The 22,619-nt window shown below is 54.4% G+C and carries 24 protein-coding genes; 15 read left to right on the top strand and 9 right to left on the bottom strand.

The window, feature by feature from the left end; all coding sequences use genetic code 11:
- Positions 1 to 24: 24 nt before the first annotated feature.
- Both ACOOFE_RS26630 and ACOOFE_RS26635 read right to left on the bottom strand, forming a co-directional pair.
- Entirely contained in the window at positions 25 to 669 is a 645-nt protein-coding gene (locus ACOOFE_RS26630) for a DUF2799 domain-containing protein (RefSeq protein ID WP_420412809.1), read from the bottom strand.
- 173 nt (positions 670 to 842) lie between these two features.
- Positions 843 to 1,364 carry a DUF2244 domain-containing protein gene (locus ACOOFE_RS26635; RefSeq protein WP_420412810.1) on the bottom strand — a complete coding sequence of 174 codons (522 nt, stop codon included), beginning with the start codon at positions 1,362 to 1,364 and terminating at the stop codon, positions 843 to 845.
- 22 nt (positions 1,365 to 1,386) lie between these two features.
- On the opposite strand from ACOOFE_RS26635, the gene nth reads away from it, so the two are divergent.
- The gene (gene nth / locus ACOOFE_RS26640) at positions 1,387 to 2,208 is read left to right on the top strand and encodes an endonuclease III (protein ID WP_420412811.1); all 822 of its coding nucleotides are present in this window, start codon (positions 1,387 to 1,389) and stop codon (positions 2,206 to 2,208) included.
- Positions 2,202 to 2,732 carry a GNAT family N-acetyltransferase gene (locus ACOOFE_RS26645; protein WP_420412812.1) on the top strand — a complete coding sequence of 177 codons (531 nt, stop codon included), beginning with the start codon at positions 2,202 to 2,204 and terminating at the stop codon, positions 2,730 to 2,732. Before nth ends, ACOOFE_RS26645 begins: the two co-directional genes overlap by 7 nt.
- On the opposite strand, the gene irrA is transcribed toward ACOOFE_RS26645, so the two are convergent.
- Positions 2,729 to 3,160: an iron response transcriptional regulator IrrA gene (irrA, locus tag ACOOFE_RS26650; RefSeq protein ID WP_305778399.1), complete on the bottom strand. Its 432-nt coding sequence runs from the start codon at positions 3,158 to 3,160 to the stop codon at positions 2,729 to 2,731. The two genes, ACOOFE_RS26645 and irrA, sit on opposite strands and share 4 nt — an antisense overlap.
- A gap of 342 nt (positions 3,161 to 3,502) precedes the next feature.
- Between irrA and fabA the strand changes: the two genes are divergently transcribed.
- The 3 genes from fabA to fabI all read left to right on the top strand — a co-directional run bounded on the left by fabA (position 3,503) and on the right by fabI (position 6,184).
- Positions 3,503 to 4,009: a 3-hydroxyacyl-[acyl-carrier-protein] dehydratase FabA gene (gene fabA, locus ACOOFE_RS26655; protein ID WP_141184242.1), complete on the top strand. Its 507-nt coding sequence runs from the start codon at positions 3,503 to 3,505 to the stop codon at positions 4,007 to 4,009.
- Positions 4,010 to 4,137: 128 nt separating this feature from the next.
- On the top strand, positions 4,138 to 5,361 hold the full coding sequence (gene fabB / locus ACOOFE_RS26660; protein WP_420412813.1) for a beta-ketoacyl-ACP synthase I: 1,224 nt from the start codon (positions 4,138 to 4,140) through the stop codon (positions 5,359 to 5,361).
- 10 nt (positions 5,362 to 5,371) lie between these two features.
- Positions 5,372 to 6,184, top strand: a complete 813-nt coding sequence (fabI, locus tag ACOOFE_RS26665; protein WP_420412814.1) for an enoyl-ACP reductase FabI — start codon at positions 5,372 to 5,374, stop codon at positions 6,182 to 6,184.
- Positions 6,185 to 6,249: 65 nt separating this feature from the next.
- Here the strand turns inward: fabI and ACOOFE_RS26670 are convergent, their stop codons facing one another.
- Positions 6,250 to 6,789: an SH3 domain-containing protein gene (locus ACOOFE_RS26670; RefSeq protein WP_420412815.1), complete on the bottom strand. Its 540-nt coding sequence runs from the start codon at positions 6,787 to 6,789 to the stop codon at positions 6,250 to 6,252.
- Positions 6,790 to 7,036: 247 nt separating this feature from the next.
- On the opposite strand from ACOOFE_RS26670, the gene ACOOFE_RS26675 reads away from it, so the two are divergent.
- On the top strand, positions 7,037 to 8,023 hold the full coding sequence (locus ACOOFE_RS26675; protein ID WP_141184245.1) for a 2-hydroxyacid dehydrogenase: 987 nt from the start codon (positions 7,037 to 7,039) through the stop codon (positions 8,021 to 8,023).
- A 228-nt stretch (positions 8,024 to 8,251) separates the two neighbouring features.
- Here ACOOFE_RS26675 and dnaQ read toward each other — a convergent pair whose 3' ends face one another.
- From dnaQ to ACOOFE_RS26700, 5 genes are all read right to left on the bottom strand, one after another.
- Complete coding sequence (gene dnaQ / locus ACOOFE_RS26680) at positions 8,252 to 8,971, bottom strand: DNA polymerase III subunit epsilon (protein ID WP_420412816.1); 720 nt, start codon at positions 8,969 to 8,971, stop codon at positions 8,252 to 8,254.
- A 112-nt stretch (positions 8,972 to 9,083) separates the two neighbouring features.
- Positions 9,084 to 9,671 carry a dephospho-CoA kinase gene (gene coaE / locus ACOOFE_RS26685; RefSeq protein WP_420412817.1) on the bottom strand — a complete coding sequence of 196 codons (588 nt, stop codon included), beginning with the start codon at positions 9,669 to 9,671 and terminating at the stop codon, positions 9,084 to 9,086.
- Positions 9,668 to 10,516, bottom strand: coding sequence for a shikimate dehydrogenase (locus ACOOFE_RS26690; RefSeq protein WP_420412818.1), 849 nt, complete (start codon positions 10,514 to 10,516; stop codon positions 9,668 to 9,670). Before ACOOFE_RS26690 ends, coaE begins: the two co-directional genes overlap by 4 nt.
- On the bottom strand, positions 10,513 to 11,106 hold the full coding sequence (locus ACOOFE_RS26695; protein WP_420412819.1) for a Maf-like protein: 594 nt from the start codon (positions 11,104 to 11,106) through the stop codon (positions 10,513 to 10,515). Before ACOOFE_RS26695 ends, ACOOFE_RS26690 begins: the two co-directional genes overlap by 4 nt.
- 23 nt (positions 11,107 to 11,129) lie before the next feature.
- Positions 11,130 to 11,921, bottom strand: coding sequence for a pyruvate, water dikinase regulatory protein (locus ACOOFE_RS26700; protein ID WP_420415644.1), 792 nt, complete (start codon positions 11,919 to 11,921; stop codon positions 11,130 to 11,132).
- A 488-nt stretch (positions 11,922 to 12,409) separates the two neighbouring features.
- Here ACOOFE_RS26700 and hemE point away from each other — a divergent pair, with 488 nt between their 5' ends.
- The 9 genes from hemE to ACOOFE_RS26745 all read left to right on the top strand — a co-directional run bounded on the left by hemE (position 12,410) and on the right by ACOOFE_RS26745 (position 22,600).
- Positions 12,410 to 13,438, top strand: a complete 1,029-nt coding sequence (gene hemE, locus ACOOFE_RS26705) for a uroporphyrinogen decarboxylase (RefSeq protein WP_420412820.1) — start codon at positions 12,410 to 12,412, stop codon at positions 13,436 to 13,438.
- Positions 13,439 to 13,442: 4 nt separating this feature from the next.
- Positions 13,443 to 13,871, top strand: coding sequence for a protoporphyrinogen oxidase HemJ (hemJ, locus tag ACOOFE_RS26710; protein WP_420412821.1), 429 nt, complete (start codon positions 13,443 to 13,445; stop codon positions 13,869 to 13,871).
- Between the two features lie 310 nt (positions 13,872 to 14,181).
- A complete protein-coding gene (gene rho, locus ACOOFE_RS26715) occupies positions 14,182 to 15,447 on the top strand; it encodes a transcription termination factor Rho (RefSeq protein WP_141184251.1) in 1,266 nt (421 codons plus the stop codon).
- 113 nt (positions 15,448 to 15,560) lie between these two features.
- Positions 15,561 to 16,148, top strand: a complete 588-nt coding sequence (locus ACOOFE_RS26720) for a GNAT family N-acetyltransferase (RefSeq protein WP_420412822.1) — start codon at positions 15,561 to 15,563, stop codon at positions 16,146 to 16,148.
- Between the two features lie 415 nt (positions 16,149 to 16,563).
- Positions 16,564 to 17,907, top strand: a complete 1,344-nt coding sequence (mnmE, locus tag ACOOFE_RS26725) for a tRNA uridine-5-carboxymethylaminomethyl(34) synthesis GTPase MnmE (RefSeq protein WP_420412823.1) — start codon at positions 16,564 to 16,566, stop codon at positions 17,905 to 17,907.
- A gap of 295 nt (positions 17,908 to 18,202) precedes the next feature.
- Positions 18,203 to 20,089 (top strand): tRNA uridine-5-carboxymethylaminomethyl(34) synthesis enzyme MnmG, encoded by a 1,887-nt coding sequence (gene mnmG, locus ACOOFE_RS26730; protein WP_420412824.1) that lies wholly within the window; start codon positions 18,203 to 18,205, stop codon positions 20,087 to 20,089.
- Positions 20,089 to 20,745 (top strand): 16S rRNA (guanine(527)-N(7))-methyltransferase RsmG, encoded by a 657-nt coding sequence (gene rsmG, locus ACOOFE_RS26735; protein WP_420412825.1) that lies wholly within the window; start codon positions 20,089 to 20,091, stop codon positions 20,743 to 20,745. Before mnmG ends, rsmG begins: the two co-directional genes overlap by 1 nt.
- A gap of 19 nt (positions 20,746 to 20,764) precedes the next feature.
- Positions 20,765 to 21,589 (top strand): ParA family protein, encoded by an 825-nt coding sequence (locus ACOOFE_RS26740; protein WP_420412826.1) that lies wholly within the window; start codon positions 20,765 to 20,767, stop codon positions 21,587 to 21,589.
- Positions 21,590 to 21,694: 105 nt separating this feature from the next.
- Positions 21,695 to 22,600 (top strand): ParB/RepB/Spo0J family partition protein, encoded by a 906-nt coding sequence (locus ACOOFE_RS26745; RefSeq protein WP_420412827.1) that lies wholly within the window; start codon positions 21,695 to 21,697, stop codon positions 22,598 to 22,600.
- The last annotated feature ends 19 nt before the right edge of the window (positions 22,601 to 22,619 follow it).

A 22,619-nucleotide genomic window follows, 5' to 3' on the forward strand; every position in this document is an offset into this window, starting at 1 on the left:
AGGCGGGCGGAGTTCCGTTAAGAACTATCCGCCGTAACCCGGTATGACCGCTGCCGCTTGCGCGTTTACCGTTGCAAGCGTCTCTTCATATTCGCGCTGCCGGTCCCGCAACCGCCATTTTAGATCCTGCTCCTCGAAACGGGCGTTCTGAAGATCTTGGCGTTTGTCGTTCCGGTCATTGCGGCAGTTCTGCAAATCCTCGCCAGATTTGCCGCCACAACTGAAATCATCCAGTTCAGACCTCAGGCGCGTGATCTGCCGTTCTTTGGAGGACAACAGTGTTTCAAGATCGCGCACCCTGTCTTCTGCGGTCCAGATCCGGCGACCGAGTGCGTGACTGCTTTCAAAGGCGGCTGCCAGTTGAACAGGACAAATATTGTTCAACCGCTTGCCCTGGCGGCCAAGCGAAAATCCGTTTTGCGGCGTGCAATAAACGAGGACGCCCTGATTCCACCCGTTTCGATACAAAGCTGCATCCGGCGTTACTCCGTGGCGGCCGCAATCCTTGACGATTTTTTCAAACCGCGACAAGTCATGACCGTTGGCAGCATCAGCTTGTCCAAGGGCTTCCCAGTCTCCAGCCACACACTGTTCTTGAGAAACGGTTTCACATCCGGCCAGCAGCAACAATGCGCCGAGAGCGCCAAGTATCCAGAAGCATTTTTTCATGAGCCAATCCCAGGAAGAAACCGTAAGTCGTAGATTTTCAAGACTGCCGAGCTCTAGGGTATCCTTGCCCGGAAAAACAATGGCTTGAGATGGCAAACACCAGAAATCTCACAATGTGTGTTCTGTGCACAACACAGGATAGCTCGGCTCATAGTCAAACAGGTGCCGGGTACTCAGACACCGAAGGACTTCGCCGTCGCCAACGCATTCGCCATCGCGCCAGCAAAACTGGTGCGGTCTTCCGGATTGAGGAAGTTGCCCAAATCCACTGTTTCACCGCGGCTGGTGAGTGAGATCTTCGTTACGCCTTCGTCTTCGATCTTGTCGACAGACATGCGCACCCACAAAGGATTGAACCGGTATTCCAGCTGCCGTTTGCCAGGACCAACTTTGCGGATGAGAATTTCATGCCGCGAGAGGCGGATTTCTTCAAACTGACGGGCGGCCGCATAGTTTAGGCGGAACGCCAGCCAAACCAGTGCCATGTCGAGACCGAAAAAACCAAAGACCGGCCAGGCTCCTATGCTCCAGAACAAGATGCCGGCAACAAAACTGACCAGCCCCAGACACAGCATGAGGGTTAAAAACCCGTTTGGCCCAAGCGAACGGTATGGCGTCAAGACAGCGGTAAAAAACGGCCGGTCGTCGCTTTCTGTATTGTCAAAACTGCTCTGATCTGGATTGTTCGGGGTCATGGAGAGGAATTATAGAGAGAAGATGACGCAAGCAAAGAGCCCGGTTTCCGGCAAAACAGGCAAACGTACCGGTCAAACCGCAAAACCCCGCAAGAAAGCGCCATCCGTCGACAACCCCGGTAAGGTTTTGAAACGCTCTCGCTATTCCAAGGCGGAGACCTACGAAATCTTCCAAAGGTTTCACGCGGACAACCCTGAACCGGAAGGGGAACTGGATTACACCAACGCCTTCACGCTGCTGGTCGCGGTTCTTTTGTCGGCCCAGGCAACCGATGTCGGCGTCAACCGGGCGACCAAACATCTTTTCCAGATTGCCGATACGCCAGAAAAAATGGTCGCGCTTGGCGAAGACAAGGTGCGCGAGGAAGTCCGCACCATTGGCCTTTTCAAAACCAAAGCCAAGAACGTCATTTTGATGTCGCAGCAGCTGATCCGCGACCATGGCGGTAAGGTGCCGGAGGACCGCGAAGCGCTGGAAGCCCTGCCTGGCGTTGGCCGCAAAACAGCCAACGTGGTCTTGAACATTTTCTTCGGCCATCCGACGATTGCGGTCGATACTCATCTCTTCCGCCTCGGCAACCGGATCGGCATTGCGCCTGGCAAAACGCCACTGGATGTCGAAAAGTCGATGGAAAAGGCGGTACCGAAAGAGTTTTCCCTGCATGCCCACCACTGGCTGATCCTGCATGGCCGCTACATCTGCAAAGCGCGTAAGCCGGAATGCAAACGCTGTGTGATCTATGACCTGTGCCGCAGCCCGGAGAAAGAAAAATTCGATGCCGTGCCGGATATTGCGCTTCGGGCAAAAGCCATCATCGAAAAGGAGGCTGCAGGCTCGTGTTAGCACCAAACTGTCTACCGGAAAGCCCCCGCCTCAGTTTTCGCAAACCGGTACTTGAGGATGCCGGTTTTTATCTCGCACTGCTGACTGACCCGGATTACATCCGTTTCATTTCTGACCGCGGCATCACCTCGCTCGAAGCAGCGCGCGGGTTTATTGAGGAAAACACTCTGCCGGCCTTTGAAAGAAACGGCGGATTTGGTCTTTGGGTTGTTGAGCAAAAAGACAGTGGTAATCCAGTCGGCCTATGCGGACTGGTAGTGCGCGAAGGGCTGAACATGCCTGACTTGGGATATGCGTTTCTAAAAGAACACCGGGGCAACGGATATGCCCGAGAAGCAGCGCTGTCAGTCCTTGATTTTGCCCACTTCGAGCTGGGCTTTCGCGAACTCTGCGCAATTACAAGTCCGGAAAACGGCCGCTCCGCGGCTCTCTTGAAAAAAATCGGGTTCCGGCAGGATGGGCAACGCAGCTTGCCCAAGATTGAGGGGATCGCAGATTATTTTGTGGCTGATCTGGGAGCTTAGCGCTTCTTGCGCAGCCGGACGACGACATCCACGTGAACAACTTCCATGCCTTCCGGAATCTCTGGCAGCTGGCCAATGCTCACTTCGTCGCTTGGAATATCGATCACCTCATTTTCACCTTCGATGAAGAAGTGGTGGTGATCAGACACTTTGGTGTCGAAATAGGTTTTGGTGCCTTCAATGGCAACTTCGCGCAAAAGGCCAGCTTCCGTGAACTGGTGCAGCGTGTTGTAGACCGTTGCCAAAGACACCGGAACATCGGCCGCAACGGCTTCTTCATGCAGAAGTTCGGCAGACAGGTGCCGGTCGCCTTTTGAATACAATAACTCAGCCAGCGAGACCCGTTGGCGCGTTGGCCGCAAACCGGCGTCCCGCAACATGTTGGTTACATCTTTCCCGGCCGTTTCGGTCATCATCTCGATCGTCATTCAGATCCGGTCCAAGTCTCGTTTGCCAGCTTTCAGCGCATCCCAGGCCCGCAAAAGCGCGGTTTCGCTCAGGGTAAAAACCCCGGTACTGGCCTATATCTGCCATTTCTTGCACCTAACATGCAAGTTTTAATGACAAAGCCACTTTTAGCCTTGTCGTCACAAATCATGCAGCGCAGCAATTAATAAGTTCGAAAAACCGCAGAAAAAGGGGCAAACTTCACGCAAACGACATCTTTCGGTCATGGTTCCCCTGTGTTAGGAAGGCGCCACAATCGAAACGAAAACAAACCCATAACAAGCTCTGTTCAAAGAGACTTGCGGAAAAAAGACGGAAATTGAATGACCGATCGCCGCTCCAGCTACGACTACGAAGCTCTTCTCGCCTGCGGCCGCGGCGAGCTGTTTGGCCCGGGCAATGCGCAATTGCCTCTCCCGCCGATGTTGATGTTCGACCGGATTACGGAGATTTCCGAAACCGGCGGCGAATATGACAAGGGTTATGTCCGGGCAGAATTCGATATCAAGCCGGACCTGTGGTTCTTTCCGTGCCACTTCCAGGGCAATCCGATCATGCCGGGCTGTCTGGGTTTGGACGCCCTATGGCAGCTAACCGGCTTCCATCTCGGCTGGCAGGGGCTTGAAGGCAAAGGCATGGCGCTCTCCACCGGTGAAATCAAGTTCAAAGGCATGGTCACGCCGGAAACAAAGCTCGTGGAATATGGCGTTGATTTCAAACGCGTCATGAAAGGCCGCTTGGTTCTGGGCATTGCAGACGGCTGGCTGAAAGCTGACGGCGAGCAAATCTACAAGGCAAAAGATCTGCGTGTGGGCCTGTCCACCGCATAAATCCGCCCAACAGGGCATCAAAAAGTTCCAGCCGGCGCTCCTGAATTGGGAGGCGCCGGTTCATCCATTCTAAGGGCCGGGCCATGTGGCCAGATATACAGAGCCCATCGAAATGTTAGGAGACCGCAATGAGACGCGTTGTCGTCACCGGGATCGGAATCGTGTCATCCATCGGTTCCAATGCACAAGAAGTTCTGGCAAGCCTGCGCGAAGGTAAATCCGGGATTAGCTTTGCGCCAGATTACGCCGAGCACGGCTTCCGCAGTCAGGTGCACGGCATGCCGGACGTGGACATTCCGTCGCTGATCGACAAACGTCAGCTCCGCTTTATGGGCGATGGCGCGGCTTACAACTACATCGCCATGCAACAGGCGATTGCCGACAGCGGATTGGAAGAAAAAGACATTTCCAATGAGCGCACCGGCTTGATCACCGGATCGGGCGGCCCGTCCACGAAGAACCTCTTTCAGGCACATAAGATCGTCATTGAAAAAGGCTCACCGAAACGCATGGGCCCGTTCATGGTGACCCGCGGCATGAGCTCGACAAACTCTGCCTGCCTGGCGACACCATTCAAGATCAAGGGCATCAACTACTCCATCACGTCAGCCTGCTCGACATCCGCGCACTGCATTGGTGCTGCGACCGAACAAATCCAGTTCGGCAAGCAGGACGTGATGTTTGCAGGCGGTGGTGAAGAACTCGACTGGACCCTGTCCTGCTTGTTCGATGCCATGGGCGCCATGTCCTCCAAATACAACGACACACCGGAAACCGCGTCCCGCGCGTATGACGCAACCCGCGACGGGTTTGTCATTGCAGGCGGCGGCGGTCTTGTTGTTCTGGAAGAACTCGAACACGCTAAAGCGCGCGGCGCCAAGATCTATGCAGAAGTCACCGGTTACGCGGCCAACTCTGACGGCTACGACATGGTGGCGCCGTCCGGTGAGGGCGGTGAGCGCTGCATGCGCCTTGCCACTTCCACTTTGGGCGACCGCAAAGTCAGCTACATCAACACCCACGGCACCTCCACGCCGGTTGGCGATGTTGGCGAAATCGAAGCGATCCGTCGTGTGTTCGGTGAAAACCAGCCGCCAGCGTCCTCCACCAAATCGCTCACCGGCCACAGCCTCGGCGCAACCGGTGTTCAAGAAGCGATCTACTGCTTGCTGATGCTGCAGAACGACTTCATCACGGCCTCTGCCAATGTTGGCGAACTCGACCCGGCCCTGAAGCCGGAAGAGATCGTGACAACCCGTGTCGACAACGCCGGTCTCGACACGGTTCTGTCCAACAGCTTCGGTTTTGGCGGCACCAACGCATCGCTTGCGATGTCGCGCTACCACGGCTGAGGAGCACCTGATGTCTAATTTGATGAAGGGCAAACGCGGCCTAATCATGGGCGTTGCCAACAATCACTCGATTGCCTGGGGCATTGCCAAAACCCTGTCCGAACACGGCGCCGAACTTGCCTTCACCTACCAGGGTGATGCCTTTGGTAAACGCGCCAAACCCTTGGCCGACTCCGTCGGCTCGGACATTCTGCTGCCATGTGATGTTGAGGACATTGACTCTGTCGATGCGGTCTTCAACACCTTGAAGGAAAAGTGGGGCACCATCGATTTCCTGGTGCATGCCATCGGTTTTTCCGACAAGAACGAGCTGGCCGGCAAATACGCTGACACCTCCCGGGAGAACTTCTCCCGCACCATGGTGATTTCCTGTTTCTCCTTTACCGAAATCACCAAACGTGCCGCGGAGCTGATGCCGGACGGCGGTTCGATTATTACCCTGACATATGGCGGATCCACCAAGGTGATGCCGAACTACAACGTCATGGGTGTCGCCAAAGCGGCTCTGGAATCGTCGGTCCGCTACTTGGCCGCCGACTATGGTTCTCAAAACATCCGCGTCAATGCGATCTCGGCAGGACCGGTCCGCACGCTGGCAGGTTCAGGTGTGTCCGATGCCCGGCTGATGTTCAACTTCCAGAAGCGCAATTCTCCGCTCCATCGGACTGTATCGCTCGAAGAGATCGGCGGCACAGGGCTCTATCTCCTGTCTGAGCTTTCAGGTGGCGTGACCGGCGAAGTGCATTTCGTCGACAGCGGCTACAACATCATGTCCATGCCACAGCTTGAAGAGCTGAAAGCGCAGGAAACCAGCGCGGATTGATTTGGGACTTGCCTAGAAACAACAAAGGCGGCCGATTGGCCGCCTTTTTTATTGCTCGATTGTGATTAGTCCTCGATCAGTTCATCCGGATACACGCCGAACAGCCTAGTCTGATCGAGCCAGCCGTTAAATTCTTCGCCGCTGACACGGCACCAGCCGCCGGCACATTCGCCGACTGTCGCCAGAACAAAGGGTTCCAATTCCGCAACGATGTCGGCATCGGATTTGGACCGAACCCGGAGCGGTGTCCGGTTGTCCTTTTCCCAAGGGGTGACCAAAGCGGTCCGGCGGCCGGACAAAAGAGAGTGGAACACCCAGCCTTGTTTGCCTTCCCAATCGCGGATCCGCCGCCAGTTTTCAAATTCCTGGATGATTTCCACCGGAAGGCCCGACTGAACGAACGTCCAGGCAATGTCATGTTCGCGCGATGGGCCGAGCCGGACGTTGACCCGATCCGATTTCAAACTAACGAACCGGGGAACCGGAAGCCCGGAGGCACCTGTCGTCGTGCCCTGCGCGAAGGCGTGCGACTGAAAAATTGTCGCACCAAAAACCACCAGCCCCAGGAAAAGCAATGAGTACGCGGTCGGGATTGAACGGGCCATATTATCGGTAAGTCCAATTGTTATCGGGCATCTGTTTAAGGCACACCTCTACAGAAAAGTGAACGCGAAAACCAGCTTGGCGAATTCAGCTCATCTGTTTGGCTGAGGATTACGCCATCTCCCTTGTTTCTGACGGATCATCTGGTATGGAAAAGGGAGTGGTGTCATCCGCTTGCGCTGCGCGCAGCGTCAAGGTGAATCCGTTGGGGTTAAGGATTCCTCAACGTAGCCCGAAAGGCAGTTAAGTATGGCGAAAAAGAAGCCTGTCGTCGTTGTGACCCGGAAACTTCCGGATGTGGTCGAAACCCGGATGCGCGAACTTTTTGAAACGCGCCTCAATGAAAATGACAGGCCCTTTAGTCAGGCCGAGCTTGTTGAAGCCGTCAGAACAGCGGATGTGCTGGTCCCGACTGTGACAGACCGAATCGATTCCTCGGTTCTGTCGCAGGCTGGTGAAAATCTCAAGCTGATCGCCAACTTTGGTAATGGTGTCGACAACATCGACGTGGTGACCGCCAACAACCGCGGCATCAATGTCACCAACACGCCAGGTGTTTTGACCGAAGACACCGCCGACATGACCATGGCGCTGATGCTGGCCGTGCCGCGGCGCCTCTCTGCCGGGATTCATGCGCTGGAGAGCGGCGACTGGGCTGGCTGGTCCCCAACATGGATGCTGGGTCACCGGATCTGGGGCAAGCGCCTGGGCATCATCGGCATGGGCCGGATCGGTCAGGCGGTCGCCCGGCGCGCCAAAGCCTTCGGCATGTCGATCCACTATCACAACCGCCGCCGTGTTCCTGCCGAGATCGAGGAAGAACTCGAAGCCACCTATTGGGAAAGCCTCGATCAGATGCTGGCCCGCATGGATGTGGTGTCTGTGCACTGCCCGCACACGCCCGGCACATTCCATCTGTTGTCCGCACGGCGCCTAAAGCTGCTCAAGCAGGACGCTTATGTGGTCAACACTGCCCGCGGTGAAGTCATCGATGAAAACGCCTTGATCCGCATGCTGGAAGCCGGTGAGCTGGCTGGCGCAGGCCTTGACGTGTTCGAACACGAGCCCGCGGTCAATCCGAAACTCGTGAAACTCGACAATGTTGTCCTGCTGCCGCACATGGGGTCAGCCACTATTGAAGGCCGGATCGAGATGGGCGAGAAAGTCATCATCAACATCAAGACTTTTATGGACGGCCACCGCCCGCCGGACCGCGTCTTGCCGTCGATGCTTTGAGGCGCATCACATTTCAATCAAGAAGTTCAGACCCCGGCCTGGCGCCGGGGCTTTTTGTTTAAGACTTGCGTCATTCACTGTGAAGTCATACCGGTCAAACAAAGCGCGAACCGGTACCCACTCGTTTGCAGAGCCTTGAAGGTATTACAAATTCTTTATGCAAGCGGGTATGAGAGTAGATCCCGGAACTCCCTTTAGTCGTCCGGGACGACAACAAGGTAGCAATGCTCAGCCGCCGTATTTCTTCCAAAGCGCGCTGTCGCCCATGCCTTCGATGAAGGCCTGATGGGCAGCAAATTCATCACCCTTCAAAAGAGCTGCCAACGGTGCCGGACGTGGCCGGGCGTTGAAGGACCCGAGTTCACCGGGTGAACTGGCGCCTTCAGCAGCGGCTGACAAGACGTCGTCTTCATCCGGATCCAGGATCAGCGCGCGCTGTTTGCCGCCGATCATCTCCAAATAAACTTCGGCGAGGATTTCCGCGTCGAGCAATGCGCCGTGTTTGACGCGCTTGGAGTTGTCGATCCCATACCGCGAGCAGAGCGCGTCAAGGGAGTTAGGGCCAGTGGGGTGTTTGCGGCGAGCTATTTCCAGGGTGTCGATCACCTGGGTATTTGGAATACTCCGTCGGCCGCAGCGTTCCAGCTCAAAGTTGATGAAGCCCATATCGAAGGCCGCATTGTGGATCACCAACGTCCCATCGCTGACGAATTCCAGAAATTCATCGGCAACTTGCTCAAACAGCGGTTTGTCGGACAAAAACTCTGCTGAAAGACCATGGACCCGGAAGGCTTCTTCCGGCATGTCCCGCTGAGGGTTGATATAGACGTGATAAACGTTTCCGGTTGGAACGTGATTGATCAGTTCCACACCGCCGATCTCAACCAGCCGGTCACCGGTCCGCGGATTCAGACCCGTGGTTTCCGTATCGAAAGATATTTCACGCATTTTGCCGCCTATGTGCCTCTAATCCCATCTGCGCAAGCCCATGGCAGTTACGCAAGATCGGCTAAGGGTTTTCCCCGGTCTTCAGCGACTTTCCGGCCAATACCTCAACCTATCAACCGATTTCACTGACAGCTTTCAATATGGTTTCGACGGACCGGCGGGCGGACTCCATTCCCAATCCGGTGTCGATTAGAAAATCTGCCCGGCGGCGTTTTTCTGCATCCGGCATTTGCTTGGCCAAGATCGCATTGAAACGTTCTTCGGTCATGCCGGGTCGGGCCAGGACCCGCTCTTTTTGAACTTCGGGATCCGCGGTTACGACGACAGACCTATCTACTCGTTCGTCACCGTTCGTTTCGAACAACAAAGGTATGTCGAGCACAACAACAGCCTGGCCTTCGGCGCGAGCCTTATCCAGGAATTTGATTTCTTCTTCGCGAACCAGCGGGTGAACGATTTTTTCAAGCCGCTTCATTGCGTCCGGTTTTCCCAGCACATGCGGCGAGAGCAGAGTTCGATCGACAACACTATCAACGACTGTTCCGGGGAAGGCTGCTTCAATCAGCGGCGCGGCACGGCCGGAATAGAGTGCATGCACGGTTGCGTCAGAATCGTGCACAGGCACTCCGCATTCGGCGAACATTTTGGCTGTTGTCGATTTACCCATGCCGATCGAGCCGGTGAGGCCAAGTATGATCACACCTTAACTCCCAAGTCTTCCAGCACCAATTGCCTTAGGCCATCGTCAACTTCAGGCCGGACGCCAAACCAGCGTTCAAACCCGGGCACAGCCTGATGCAGCAACATGCCGAGGCCATCAACTGTCGGATTGCCACGGCTTGACGCCTGTTTCAGTAATTCCGTTTCCAGAGGCACATAGACGATATCGGTGACAAGAGCTGATTTCGGCAGCGGATCGAGATTGATTTCCAAAGGTGCTTTTCCCGCCATTCCGAGAGCTGTCGTGTTCACCAAGAGATCTGCGTCTTCCAGAAGTGTCCCCAGCTTATCCCAGGGATATGCTTTCGTTTTCGAACCAAATTGATCTTCAAGAACCTTGGCTTTTTCGAAGGTCCGGTTAACGATATGCACAGATGTGAATCCACGGGATAACAACGCCCAGATGATCGCACGGGCGGCACCGCCGGCTCCCAAAACGACTGCTGTTCCGCCTTCAGAATCCCATCCAGGGGCTAGTTGGTCGAGGTTTCCCAAAAACCCCAGACCATCTGTGTTTGCGCCGCATAAAGCTCCGGTTTCATCGAGCCAGAGTGTATTGGCCGCGCCCATGGCCTTTGCTGCTTCGTCCAGATGATCGCACGCCGCGAAGGCGACTTCTTTGTGCGGGACCGTCACATTGGCCCCAACCAGACCGGATGTTTTGAAGTCCTTGAAAAAGGTTTTCGCCTCCTCCGGCTGCACGGCCACCCGGCCATATTCACCCTCAAGGCCATGTTTTTTCAGCCAATATCCGTGAACCAGTGGTGAGCGGGATTGATCGACCGGAAATCCGGTGATGGCTGCTTTTCTTTTTTGGCTGCTCATGTCTCGATCTCTCCGAGCTCGCGCAGCTGTCCCAAGAGCGGAAGCATTGGCAAACCGAGGATGGTGAAATAGTCTCCGTCAATCTTTTCAAAGAGTTGCAGGCCAAGGCTTTCCAGTTGGTAGGCACCGACACTCGACAGCACAACATCACCGGCGGCGGCCAGGTAGTGCCCAACAAATTGAGGGGTGAGCGTTCGCATGGTCAGGCGCGCAGTGGACACATGCCGCCAGATGGCTTCGCCGTCCTTAGAAATCACAACAGCTGACAGAAGCTCATGGGTTTTGCCCGAAAACGCCAAAAGCTGGCGGCGGGCTGCTTCCATGTCGTCCGGTTTGGTCCGGCGCTCGCCTTCAAAAGCAAGGATCTGATCCGCTCCAATAACCAGATCTCCCGGCCGGCGGGCGCTGACGTCATTTGCTTTGGCTTCGGCCAAAACACTTGCCAGGTCTTCCGGCGGAAATCCGGCTTGCAACAAAGGCTCTTCAACAGCCCGTTCATCGACATCAGCTGGGTCCACGTCGATTGCGAGACCGGCGTTTTTCATAAGTTCTGCGCGGATCTTGCTGCCGCTTGCCAAAACCAGTGCCATAAATTCCTCTTGAACTGAAAGGCTTACTGTTGCTCTGCAACCCCGTTTTCGCGGGCTGCTTTATAATCTTTGAACAAGGTCATGATCTCAGCGGCTGTTTCTTCAACAGAGCGCCGGCTGACATCAATCAACGGCCACTGGTGTTCAGAACACAGACGCCGAGTCATATTGATCTCCTGGGAGATTTCCTTTCGATCGACATATTGATCGTTATAACCTTCTGAATTCAAAGACAAAACTCTGTTTCTGCGAATTTGTTGTATCCGTTCTGCCGATGCGATCAGGCCAACCACCATCGGATTTTTCAAAGATTTGACATTGTCAGGTAGGGGAATGCCGGGCACCAGAGGTACATTTGCAGCCTTGATCCCCCGATTGGCGAGATAAATGCAGGTCGGTGTTTTTGAGGTTCGCGAAATACCGAGCAGAACAATATCAGCCGATTCCAAATCATCCCAAATCTGACCATCGTCATGCATCATGGTGTAGTTGAGTGCTTCCATGCGGCTGAAATACTCCGCGTCCATCGCATGCTGGCCACCAATCCGATGTGTTTGCGTGACATTCAGATAGGACTGAAACACCGCAAACACCGGATCCAGAATGTTGACGAAGGGCGTTCCCAATTCCCGGCATTTCTGCTCAAGGCGGTGTGCAATCTCTTCATCGACCAGCGTATAGAGCACTATTCCCGGCGCTTTCTCGATTTCGCTTATCACCCTGTCCAACTGCTTGTGCGACCGCACAAGCGGATAGACGTGTTCGATTTCCTGGACATTTTCGTATTGAACCGTTGCCGCGCGGGCCACTGTCATCAATGTTTCACCGGTAGAATCTGAGACAAGATGCAAATGAAAATAGTGTCTCGTCTTATTCACGCTTTCATCCCCAGGCTTGTTGATGATTTGGGAGTTAATGTCTTTGTCTCCTGCCTAGCACGATTTTATACCCGCTCTGCTGAATTTATTAACAATGTCTAAACGCGCGGATAAGGTTTGCCGGCAGGCTGTGGGCTTGTGTGGATCAACAAGTGCCCTGTGACATTTCGACAGGCTGTCCACTGACGGCCAAATTCCTAACGAAAGGTAAACATCCTTTTAAATAGCTGTAATTGCGTTGTAAATTTTGTTATCGACTCCTGGGGAGTATCTGACGCCGGTTTCTGCTTGGAATTTTCCCAGATTAGAAATTGAGCTAACGCATTGTGGATGAAAAAGGATCCCGGTAATCCACGCCCTAATAGAAAAAACAGATTCAAATATAGAATCTTATTAGATTTGAAATGTGGGAAAGGCGCGACCGAATGAAGTCCAAAGATAGAGCCGTGATGAAGGTTCTCTCCGGAGAAAAAATCTGGCCGCCACCCATTTGGATGATGCGCCAAGCAGGCCGCTATCTTCCTGAATACCGCGAAGTTCGAGCCAAGGCGAAAAACTTCCTCGACTTCTGCTATTCCCCGGATCTTGCAACTGAGGTCACTCTCCAGCCGATCCGCCGGTATGGCTTTGATGCAAGCATTTTGTTCTCGGACATCTTCGTCGTGCCGGACGCGATCGGATATCCAGTGAGGTTTGAAGAAGGACGTGGTCCTGTTTTGGAACCTCTCTCTTCAAAGCTGATCGACAGTCTCGAACAGGACAAAGCTGAGGATCATCTCAAACCGGTCATAGAAACGGTATCGCGGCTCAGAGCGGATCTGCCTGAGGAAACCACACTCCTCGGCTTCTGTGGCGCTCCCTGGACCGTTGCGTGCTACTCGGTGGCTGGCCACACCACACAAGATCAGATTGCGGCTCGTGTCGGCGCTTATCGCGATCCGGATTTGATGCAGCGGTTCATCGATGAACTGGTAACGGCGTCTATCCGCTATTTGATCCGCCAACTGGATGCGGGTGCTGATGCGCTCCAGATCTTCGACACTTGGGCTGGGGTTCTGGATGACGCCGGTTTCCAACGCTGGAGCATCGAGCCGACACGGCGAATTGTTAAAGGCGTGAAGGCTGCCCGGCCGGAGGCAAAGATCATCGGCTTCCCGAAAGCCTCGTCGGCGCGGATGATGACCTATATTGAAGGCACTGGTGTCGATGCGGTTGGCTTTGATTGGACAGCGCCCGATCACTTGGCTCTGGAAATTCAGAAGAAGGCCCCAATTCAGGGCAATCTTGATCCAATGCGGTTGGTTGCCGGCGGCACGGCTCTGGAAGATGGCGTGCGCCATATCTTGGACACCTTCGACAAGGGACCCTTTATTTTCAATCTTGGACATGGCGTGACACCGGATGCGGATCCGGAAAATGTGGCGCGTATGGTTGAGATGGTGAAGAGGGGCTGACCGGATGGATCTGTTTCTCTGGATCAAATCCCTTCATGTCATTTCGATCATCGCTTGGATGGCGGGGATGCTCTATTTGCCGCGGCTGTTTGTCTATCACGTCGACGCGGAAATCGGATCGGTTCAGTCAGAAACCTTCAAGGTGATGGAACGCCGACTTCTAAAGGCGATCATCAATCCATCCATGATCGCGGCCTGGGTGTTTGGGCTTTGGATGGCTTATGAACTGGAAGCCTGGACCGACGCTTGGTTTCACGCCAAATTTGCTTTGGTGTTTCTGATGTCAGGTGTGCATGGTCATTTGTCGAAATGTGTGAAGCAATTTGCAGCCGATGAAAACACCCGCTCGGCGCGCTATTACCGGATCCTCAATGAAGTGCCGACGGTACTTATGATCTTCATTGTGATTCTGGTGATCGGCAAACCCTTCTAGGTTTTGGTTTGTAAGTCTGATCCGGAAAATTACGTAAGGAGAGGCGGTGTTCAAAAGAACTGCCGCCTTTTCTCTTTAACTGTTCAAAGTGCCTAAAGAACTGGCAGAAATCCCGGCTTGCACTTGCAAAAAAAAAAACGTATCTTTCGCGCACTTCGAATTGGTGACGCAACGTAGGTTATCATTCCGCGCTCACCGACAATCTGGACACAGCTAGACGTCTTTCAGATTCTTCCGGGCCATCCCATCTCCTTGGATCCGGAACGACCTTCCAAACCAATATCCATATCAACGTTAAGACCCCAACTCGATGCGGGAAATGAAACTTAAAGACCTAAAAGAAAAAACACCGACCGAGCTCCTGCAAAAAGCTGAAGAGCTTGAAGTCGAAAACGCCAGCACCATGCGCAAGCAGGAGCTGATGTTCGCAATCTTGAAGAACCTCGCGGCTCAAGATGTAGAGATCATCGGCGAAGGCGTCGTGGAAGTGCTGCAGGATGGATTCGGTTTCCTGCGCTCACCAGACGCCAATTACCTTCCGGGACCGGATGACATCTACGTCTCTCCATCCCAGATCCGCCGTTTTTCCTTACGCACAGGGGACACCGTCGAAGGCCAGATCCGAAGCCCGAAAGAGGGCGAGCGGTACTTTGCGCTTTTGAAGGTCAACACAATCAATTTTGAAGACCCGGAAAAAGCCCGGCACAAGGTACATTTTGACAACCTGACCCCGCTTTACCCGGATGAAAAATTCAAGATGGAGATCGAAGATCCGACCATCAAGGATTTGTCTTCCCGGGTGATTGATCTGGTTGCCCCGCTCGGCAAAGGTCAGCGCGCGCTGATCACTGCGCCGCCTCGGACCGGTAAAACCGTCTTCCTGCAAAACATTGCAAAGTCGATCACCAACAATCATCCGGAATGCTATCTGATCGTTCTTCTGATCGACGAGCGGCCGGAAGAAGTGACGGACATGCAGCGGACGGTTGATGGGGAAGTTGTCTCCTCGACGTTTGACGAGCCGGCATCCCGTCACGTTCAGGTCGCCGAGATGGTGATTGAGAAAGCCAAACGTTTGACCGAGCACGGTCGCGATGTGGTTATTCTGCTGGATTCCATCACTCGCCTTGGCCGCGCCTACAACACGGTGGTTCCGTCTTCCGGTAAGGTTCTGACCGGTGGTGTTGATGCCAATGCCTTGCAACGCCCGAAACGCTTTTTCGGTGCAGCCCGGAACATTGAAGAGGGTGGCTCGCTGACAATCATCGCGACAGCCCTCATTGATACCGGCAGCCGTATGGATGAAGTCATCTTCGAAGAGTTCAAGGGGACAGGTAACTCTGAAATCATTCTGGACCGGAAGATCTCCGACAAGCGTGTTTACCCGGCGATCGACATTCAGCGTTCCGGCACCCGGAAGGAAGAGCTATTGGTTCCGCCAGAGCGGCTCAAGAAAACCTTTGTTCTGCGCCGGATCCTCAATCCGATGGGCACGGTCGATGCGGTCGAATTCCTTCTCGACAAGCTCAAGCAGACCAAGTCGAACGACGATTTCTTCGACAGCATGAACACCTGATCATCTGTCATCGATTGAATATACTGGCAAAGGCGCGGCTCATATCGGGACGCGCCTTTACCTTTTGTTAAGACCTGTTTCACGTGAATCCAAATTTGATTCGGATCCGAATTATGACGCCTGAAATCTTTCTAGAAACCGACCGCCTGATCTGCCGTGCTTGGCAAGACAAGGATTTGGATCCCTTTGCCGAGATGTGTGCTGATCCGGAGGTGATGCGGTATTTTCCAGAACCACTGACAAGAGCAACTACCGCGGCCCTAATTGACCGGGCTAAAGCGAAACAGGAAAGGGAAGGGTTTTGTTTTGGTCCTGTCGAGACAAAAGCCGATGGTGAGTTTCTAGGTTTTGTGGGCTTAAGCATTCCGGTCTATGAGAAGCCTTTGCCGTTTGATCCGTGTGTCGAAATTGGTTGGCGGCTGAAGCGCTCGGCCTGGGGAAAGGGTTACGCCAGTGAGGCTGCCAGGGCCTGGCTTCGATTCGGTTTTGAAACCATCAGGCTTAAGGAGATTGTCTCGTTCACCTCCAAAACCAATCTGCCGTCACAAAAAGTGATGGCGCGGATAGGTATGTCCCGATCCAAGGATGATGATTTCCTGCATCCTATGCTGGAGGCAGATCATGCGCTGGCGCCGCATGTTCTCTACAGGTTGGATCAGAAAAGCTGGGCGGTGTCCTGGAGAATGCTGAAAGCCGATTAGATTTAGCCCTGGAAGTCCGGTAGATTCACGTGAAACATTTCTCGGAAGAGTTTCGTACAAGCGGTCAGGTTGATAGGGACAAATTGCCAACTTGTTTCACGTGAATCCGAATTGAATCGGATACGGACTAATCTCATCAAATACTTCGATTCAGAACTCATATGTTGGACCGATGATCATATAGAGCCGGAGGGGGGTCTCCAACACCGGCGTGTTTGATTCACGTGAAACAATGCATTCAGTTTGATGCAATAGCGCAGATTCCGATTCGGTTTTGCAACGGTCTCCGTGGGTGTTTGGGAAAATCTCTCGTTGTCTGCAAAGACACAAATTCCCGACTATTCCCAGCTTTCGAACCATTCGGCTTCTTGATAAAGAGGCGGGGCAGAAACCGCTTTGAACTTGGAAAGACTTAATGGCAGAGACAATCTATGCACTGTCCAGCGGCGCCGTCCCATCTGGAGTGGCGGTTATCCGGATCTCCGGCCCGGAAGTCAAAACCATTGTTGAAGCTATATGCGGGGCATTGCCAGTACCTCGAAAGACCCATCTTTCCAAACTCAAAGATCCAGAGATAGGGGATATCCTGGATGAAGCTCTGGTTCTCTATTTTGAAGGTCCGGCGAGTTTCACCGGAGAAGATGTCGCCGAGTTCCAATGTCATGGTGGGCGCGCTGTTGTGGCGGCCCTGTTACGTGTGCTTGGCGGGTTTGCGAACTGCAGGCCAGCGGAGCCAGGAGAGTTCACCAGAAGGGCGTTTGATCGCGGCCGAATGGATCTTACCGAAGTGGAAGGCTTGGCGGATCTGATTGCAGCGGAAACGGAGAGCCAACGCAAACAAGCTGTCCGGCAGATGGGTGGAGCGCTCGGGTCACTCTACGAAGATTGGCGCAAGCGGCTCATTCACATGCGGGCGATGATTGAAGCGGATTTCGATTTCGCAGATGAAGAAGATGTGCCCGGCAGTGTCGCCGATGAAGTCTGGAAGGAAGCCGAGCAGCTTCGTTTAGAAATTTCAGAACACCTGGAAAAATCAAAGAGCGGCGAGCGGCTGCGGTCTGGCCTGCAAGTGGTTTTGATGGGTGCTCCCAATGCTGGCAAATCAAGCCTGTTGAACGCTATAGCCGGACGGGATGTGGCTATTGTCACCGAAGAAGCCGGAACCACGCGGGATGTGATTGAGGTTCATCTGGACCTTGGCGGGTATCCGGTCACGTTGGTTGATACTGCGGGCTTACGCGAAACAGATGGGCTCGTTGAGCGGGAAGGGATCCGCCGTGCCGAAGAACGGGGCCGTCAGGCGGATTTGATTCTGTGGGCTGTCGAGCCGGGCGGTGTAGAGGCCGAGGTTGCTGGACTACCAGCTGATGTAACCGAGTCGGTTCCGGTCTGGACGGTGCGGACAAAGGCAGATCTTGAGACTCTTCCGGAACAAGACTCTTCCGGAACAATCCAGCAAATTCCTGCATCCAGTAAATCTGAAGAGGGGATGAAAGCCCTGTTTAATGGCCTTACCCGTTTTGCAGAGGAAACAATCTCGCTTGGGGAAGCCCCATTGGCGACGCGGGCCCGGCATCGGCATTATCTCAATGATTGCCTGTCTGGTCTGCTTCAGGCCGTGATAGCGGACCATTTGCCGACAGAACTCAGAGCCGAAGATCTGCGCCGTGCCGCGGACAGCCTTGGACGGATCACTGGACGGATTGATGTTGAAGATCTTTTGGATGTGATCTTCCGGGACTTTTGTATCGGCAAATAGATTGTTTCACGTGAATCATTTCAGGGATTCTGAGGATCGATTCAGAACCGGAACATGTTTCACGTGAATCCGCCGATGCCATGAGTAAGCCGTTAGAGTGTTTTTGATTGCATGGCTGGCTCCCAGGCGGGAAAACCCTTTTGACCTTACGGCCCGGTCCGGCGTATAAAGACCGCAACTGAACCGGCTATGAGCTGTGTTGAAATCTCCGGCAATGATCCGGATAAGATCCCGAAATTGAACATTTGAATTGCCGGCTGCGCGGCGGGGCTGCGACCGGACAAGCGGTGAGACTATGAACGATCAGGTTCTGTCGTTTGATGTGGTGGTGATTGGCGGTGGCCATGCGGGCTGTGAAGCTGCGGCTGCCTCTGCCCGGATGGGTGCGCGCACGGCGTTGGTGACCCACAAGTTCGAGACGATCGGAGTGATGTCTTGTAACCCGGCTATCGGTGGTTTGGGGAAGGGGCACTTGGTCCGGGAAATCGATGCGCTGGATGGATTGATGGGCCGGGTAGCTGATCAGGGCGGTATTCAGTTCCGCATGCTCAATCGGCGCAAGGGTCCGGCGGTTCGTGGCCCGCGGGCGCAGGCCGACCGTAAACTCTACCGCGAGGCGATGCAGCGCGAGATCTCAGCGATTGAAAACCTCACGGTTGTTGAAGGTGAGGCGGACCGGCTTCGGTTCTCCGAGGACGATGGTGGCAAATCGGTAACCGGCGTGGTGCTTGGCTCAGGTCAGGTGATTGATTGTGGTGCGGTGGTTCTAACCAGCGGCACGTTTCTGCGTGGTCTCATTCATATCGGCGACAAGAAAATCCCGGCAGGCCGGTCTGGTGAAGCCCCGGCAATGGGCCTATCGCAGTCCTTGGAAGAGATCGGCTTTGACCTCGGTCGTTTAAAAACAGGTACACCAGCACGGCTTGATGGCCGGACGATCCATTGGGATCGTCTGGATGAACAGCCGGGTGATGAGGATCCGATCCCGTTTTCCACGTTGACCGATAAGATCAGCACGCCGCAAATCCCGTGTCATATCACCCGGACCACACCGGAAACCCATCAGATCATCCGGGATAATCTGGACCGGTCGGCCATGTACTCTGGTGAGATCAAGGGGCGGGGGCCGCGGTACTGTCCGTCGATCGAGGACAAGATTGTCCGCTTTGGTGACCGGGATGGGCATCAGATTTTCCTGGAGCCGGAAGGTCTGGATGATCACACTGTCTATCCGAACGGTATTTCTACATCGCTGCCGGAAGATGCCCAGATCGCTTTCCTTCGCACCATTCCAGGTCTGGAAGATGTAGAAGTGATCCAGCCGGGTTATGCCATTGAATATGACCATGTCGATCCGCGGGAATTGCGGCCAACGCTGGAGGCTAAACGGTGCCCGGGGCTGTATCTCGCTGGCCAGATCAACGGTACTACGGGATATGAAGAGGCCGGTGCGCAGGGCTTGGTCGCGGGTCTCAATGCGGTCTTGAAGGTAGCAGGCAAGGCACCTTTTGTTGTTGACCGGTCGCAAGGGTATATCGGAGTGATGGTGGATGATCTCATCACACGGGGCATCACCGAGCCATACCGGATGTTCACTTCCCGAGCCGAGTATCGGCTGTCACTCAGGGCGGACAATGCCGATCAACGTCTGACGCCAGTTGGCCTGGAAATCGGCTGTGTATCCGAGGAACGTCGTACTGCTTATAGTGAAAAGATGGCTCGGATCGAGGCGGCTCGCGGGTTGTTGAAAAGCCTGACGGTCACACCGAATGAGGCGACGAAAAAAGGTCTGCCGGTCAATCAGGATGGGGTTCGGCGGTCCGCCTTCGATCTGTTGTCCTATCCCAATGTGACCTTTGACGGTCTGCTCGGCGTGTGGCCGGAGCTTAGTGAGATTGATCCAGCAATTGTTGAGCAGGTGACCACTGATGCGCTTTATGCGGTTTATCTGGAACGGCAGCTGGCCGACATTGAAGCCTTGAAGCGGGACGAAGCCTTGTCCATTCCAGATAGTTTCGATTACGAAGCGATCATTGGTCTTTCCAATGAAGTCAAACAGAAGCTCGCTGACATTCGCCCAGCGACCCTTGGTCAGGCATCGCGTATGGACGGTATGACCCCAGCAGCCCTGACATTGATTCTCTCGCATCTAAAGCGTCAAAGCCAGAAGGGGGCCGCTTAATGGCGCGCCCGGTGGTGTTGAACAGTTCTGGAGATGTTGTGCATAAGTTTGGGGATGTTTCACGTGAAACGTTGGAGCGTCTCCAGATCTATGTGGATCTGGTTTTGAAGTGGCAACCCGCAAAAAACCTCATTGCACCCTCGACAATTCCAGATATCTGGAGCCGTCATGTCTCAGACAGTCTGCAGACTCAGTGGAGTTATCCAGAGGCGCGTACCTGGGTGGATATCGGCAGCGGTGGCGGTTTTCCAGGAATCGTGACGGCGATCCTTCTGGCGGATGAACCAGACGCCCATGTCCATATGATTGAGAGCAATCAGCGCAAGGCTGCCTTCCTTCGAACAGCTCTCCGTGAGACCGGATCGAAAGGCACCGTTCACCCGGGCCGGATCGAATCGGTTGCGAAAGATTGGCGCCATGGTCCGGTTGATGCGGTTTCGGCACGGGCCTTGGCTTCGCTAGAGCTTTTGTTTGAGCTTGCCGAGCCCTTCACCAAACAAGGGGCAAAGGCTGTTTTCCACAAAGGTCAGGATTTCCAGCGCGAACTTGATGAAGCCGCTGACTCTTGGCAGTTTGATCTGGTAGAAAAGGAAAGTCTTGTTGATCCTTTAAGCCGGATGCTCGTCTTTTCAAATCTTTCAGCCCGGCCAAAGTAGCCAGGAAGGTGTCGTGGTAATGAGCTTGCTTCCCGATATGCCGCGCGTTCTCGCGCTTGCAAATCAGAAGGGCGGGGTTGGGAAAACCACCACTGCCATCAACCTCGGAACTGCCTTGGCAGCGATCGGGGAAAAAGTTCTGGTGATCGATCTTGATCCCCAGGGTAACGCTTCAACCGGTCTCGGCATTGAGCACCGGGATCGTGGTCTGTCGACTTATGAAATTTTGAGCGGTGATTGCTCGATGGATGAAGCCATCCGCGAAACCGCCGTGCAGCGGCTGTGGGTCGCGCCGTCGACCATGGACCTCTTGGGCCTGGAACTTGAAATCGCGTCGACCAGTGACCGGGCGTTCCGGCTGCGCAACGCAATCGAGAATCTGATTCATTCGCGCCTGTTCAAGGAAATCGGCTTCACATACGTTCTGGTCGATTGCCCGCCGTCCTTGAACCTTTTGACCATTAATGCTCTGTCCGCGTCGCACTCCATATTGGTGCCGCTGCAATGTGAGTTCTTTGCCTTGGAAGGTCTGAGCCAGCTGCTCAGCACGGTGGAGCAGGTCAAGTCCGCGCTCAATTCCGAACTCAGCATTCATGGCATTGTTCTGACCATGTACGACAGCCGGAACAATCTCTCCAGCCAGGTTGTCGCAGATGTCCGCGAGACCATGGGCGACGCTGTCTATGAGACGGTCATTCCGCGGAACGTTCGTATCTCAGAAGCGCCATCCTACGGCAAACCAGCCTTGCTCTACGATCTCAAATGCGCCGGCAGCCAGGCGTATTTACGGCTCGCCTCTGAAATCATTCAGCGTGAGCGGGAGCTGCGCAGCGTCGCAGCGTGACCCAAACCGAATCGGGTCCGAATTGACGTTTAAGAAGGACTGGTCAGGCCACCATATTGGATCGATCCTTCTTAACTTATTGAAATAAAAAGAAAAAGGTGCGGTATGGCGGATAAGGACGTCAAAAACAAACGTTTGGGCCGGGGACTTGCGGCCCTGATTGGCGATTCTGCGCCGGAAGCGGCCGCAGCACCGGAAAAAGTTACCCGTGACAGCCGCAAGGTTCCGATCGAGCACCTGGAACCCAATCCACGCAACCCGCGCAAAACCTTCACTGAAAAAGATCTGGCAGACCTTGCTGAATCGCTCAAGGCCAAGGGCATTGTGCAGCCGATCCTGGTGCGTCCTGCTGCCGGTAAAACCAACCGGTTTGAGATCATTGCCGGCGAGCGTCGTTGGCGGGCTGCTCAGCGGGCAGGGCTTCACGAAGCACCGATCATCATCCGCGATGTAACCGATCAGGAAGCTCTCGAGCTGGCAATCATTGAGAATGTTCAGCGGGCGGATCTTAATCCGATCGAAGAAGCGATGGGTTATGAACAGCTGACCGCGGAGTTCAGTTATAGCCAGGGCGAACTTGCCAAGGTGATTGGCAAGAGCCGCAGCCATGTCGCCAACACTATGCGGCTTTTGAAGCTGCCGAATTCGGTAAAGGATTATCTGGCCGAAGGTTTGTTGACCGCCGGTCACGCCCGCGCGCTGATCACCGTTGAAGATCCGGCGGCCTTGGCCGAACTGATTGTCGAGAAAGGTCTGACAGTGCGCGATGCGGAAAAGCTCGCCCAAGATCCGGATGCCCTTGCCAAACTCAAAGGGGATAAGGCGCCGACCGAAAAGCCGCAAAAGGATGCCGATACCAAGGCATTGGAAAAACGGCTCACAGATACGCTGGGTTTGAAGGTCACCGTTGGTCACAAGCCAGGCAAAGAAACGGGTGACTTGAAAATCAAATACACCTCGCTCGAACAGCTCGATGAGATCTGCAAAAAACTTGGTGTTGAAGTCCGGTAAATTTCCTAAGATTTGAAAC

The sequence above is a fragment of the Roseibium sp. genome (assembly GCF_965216085.1).
Taxonomy (GTDB): Bacteria; Pseudomonadota; Alphaproteobacteria; order Rhizobiales; family Stappiaceae; genus Roseibium.

Excerpts from the sequence above, each read along its gene's own strand:
- ACOOFE_RS26675 (WP_141184245.1), top strand. The coding sequence starts at position 7,037 with ATGGCGAAAAAGAAGCCTGTCGTCGTTGTGACCCGGAAACTTCCGGAT.
- hemJ (WP_420412821.1), top strand. The coding sequence starts at position 13,443 with ATGGATCTGTTTCTCTGGATCAAATCCCTTCATGTCATTTCGATCATC.
- hemE (WP_420412820.1), top strand. The coding sequence starts at position 12,410 with ATGAAGTCCAAAGATAGAGCCGTGATGAAGGTTCTCTCCGGAGAAAAA.
- rho (WP_141184251.1), top strand. The coding sequence starts at position 14,182 with ATGCGGGAAATGAAACTTAAAGACCTAAAAGAAAAAACACCGACCGAG.
- ACOOFE_RS26635 (WP_420412810.1), bottom strand. The coding sequence starts at position 1,364 with ATGACCCCGAACAATCCAGATCAGAGCAGTTTTGACAATACAGAAAGC.
- ACOOFE_RS26695 (WP_420412819.1), bottom strand. The coding sequence starts at position 11,106 with ATGGCACTGGTTTTGGCAAGCGGCAGCAAGATCCGCGCAGAACTTATG.
- ACOOFE_RS26740 (WP_420412826.1), top strand. The coding sequence starts at position 20,765 with ATGAGCTTGCTTCCCGATATGCCGCGCGTTCTCGCGCTTGCAAATCAG.
- ACOOFE_RS26630 (WP_420412809.1), bottom strand. The coding sequence starts at position 669 with ATGAAAAAATGCTTCTGGATACTTGGCGCTCTCGGCGCATTGTTGCTG.
- ACOOFE_RS26700 (WP_420415644.1), bottom strand. The coding sequence starts at position 11,921 with ATGACAGTGGCCCGCGCGGCAACGGTTCAATACGAAAATGTCCAGGAA.
- nth (WP_420412811.1), top strand. The coding sequence starts at position 1,387 with ATGACGCAAGCAAAGAGCCCGGTTTCCGGCAAAACAGGCAAACGTACC.
- fabB (WP_420412813.1), top strand. The coding sequence starts at position 4,138 with ATGAGACGCGTTGTCGTCACCGGGATCGGAATCGTGTCATCCATCGGT.
- ACOOFE_RS26720 (WP_420412822.1), top strand. The coding sequence starts at position 15,561 with ATGACGCCTGAAATCTTTCTAGAAACCGACCGCCTGATCTGCCGTGCT.
- ACOOFE_RS26690 (WP_420412818.1), bottom strand. The coding sequence starts at position 10,516 with ATGAGCAGCCAAAAAAGAAAAGCAGCCATCACCGGATTTCCGGTCGAT.
- dnaQ (WP_420412816.1), bottom strand. The coding sequence starts at position 8,971 with ATGCGTGAAATATCTTTCGATACGGAAACCACGGGTCTGAATCCGCGG.
- fabI (WP_420412814.1), top strand. The coding sequence starts at position 5,372 with ATGTCTAATTTGATGAAGGGCAAACGCGGCCTAATCATGGGCGTTGCC.
- rsmG (WP_420412825.1), top strand. The coding sequence starts at position 20,089 with ATGGCGCGCCCGGTGGTGTTGAACAGTTCTGGAGATGTTGTGCATAAG.
- ACOOFE_RS26745 (WP_420412827.1), top strand. The coding sequence starts at position 21,695 with ATGGCGGATAAGGACGTCAAAAACAAACGTTTGGGCCGGGGACTTGCG.
- mnmE (WP_420412823.1), top strand. The coding sequence starts at position 16,564 with ATGGCAGAGACAATCTATGCACTGTCCAGCGGCGCCGTCCCATCTGGA.
- mnmG (WP_420412824.1), top strand. The coding sequence starts at position 18,203 with ATGAACGATCAGGTTCTGTCGTTTGATGTGGTGGTGATTGGCGGTGGC.
- fabA (WP_141184242.1), top strand. The coding sequence starts at position 3,503 with ATGACCGATCGCCGCTCCAGCTACGACTACGAAGCTCTTCTCGCCTGC.
- irrA (WP_305778399.1), bottom strand. The coding sequence starts at position 3,160 with ATGACGATCGAGATGATGACCGAAACGGCCGGGAAAGATGTAACCAAC.
- ACOOFE_RS26670 (WP_420412815.1), bottom strand. The coding sequence starts at position 6,789 with ATGGCCCGTTCAATCCCGACCGCGTACTCATTGCTTTTCCTGGGGCTG.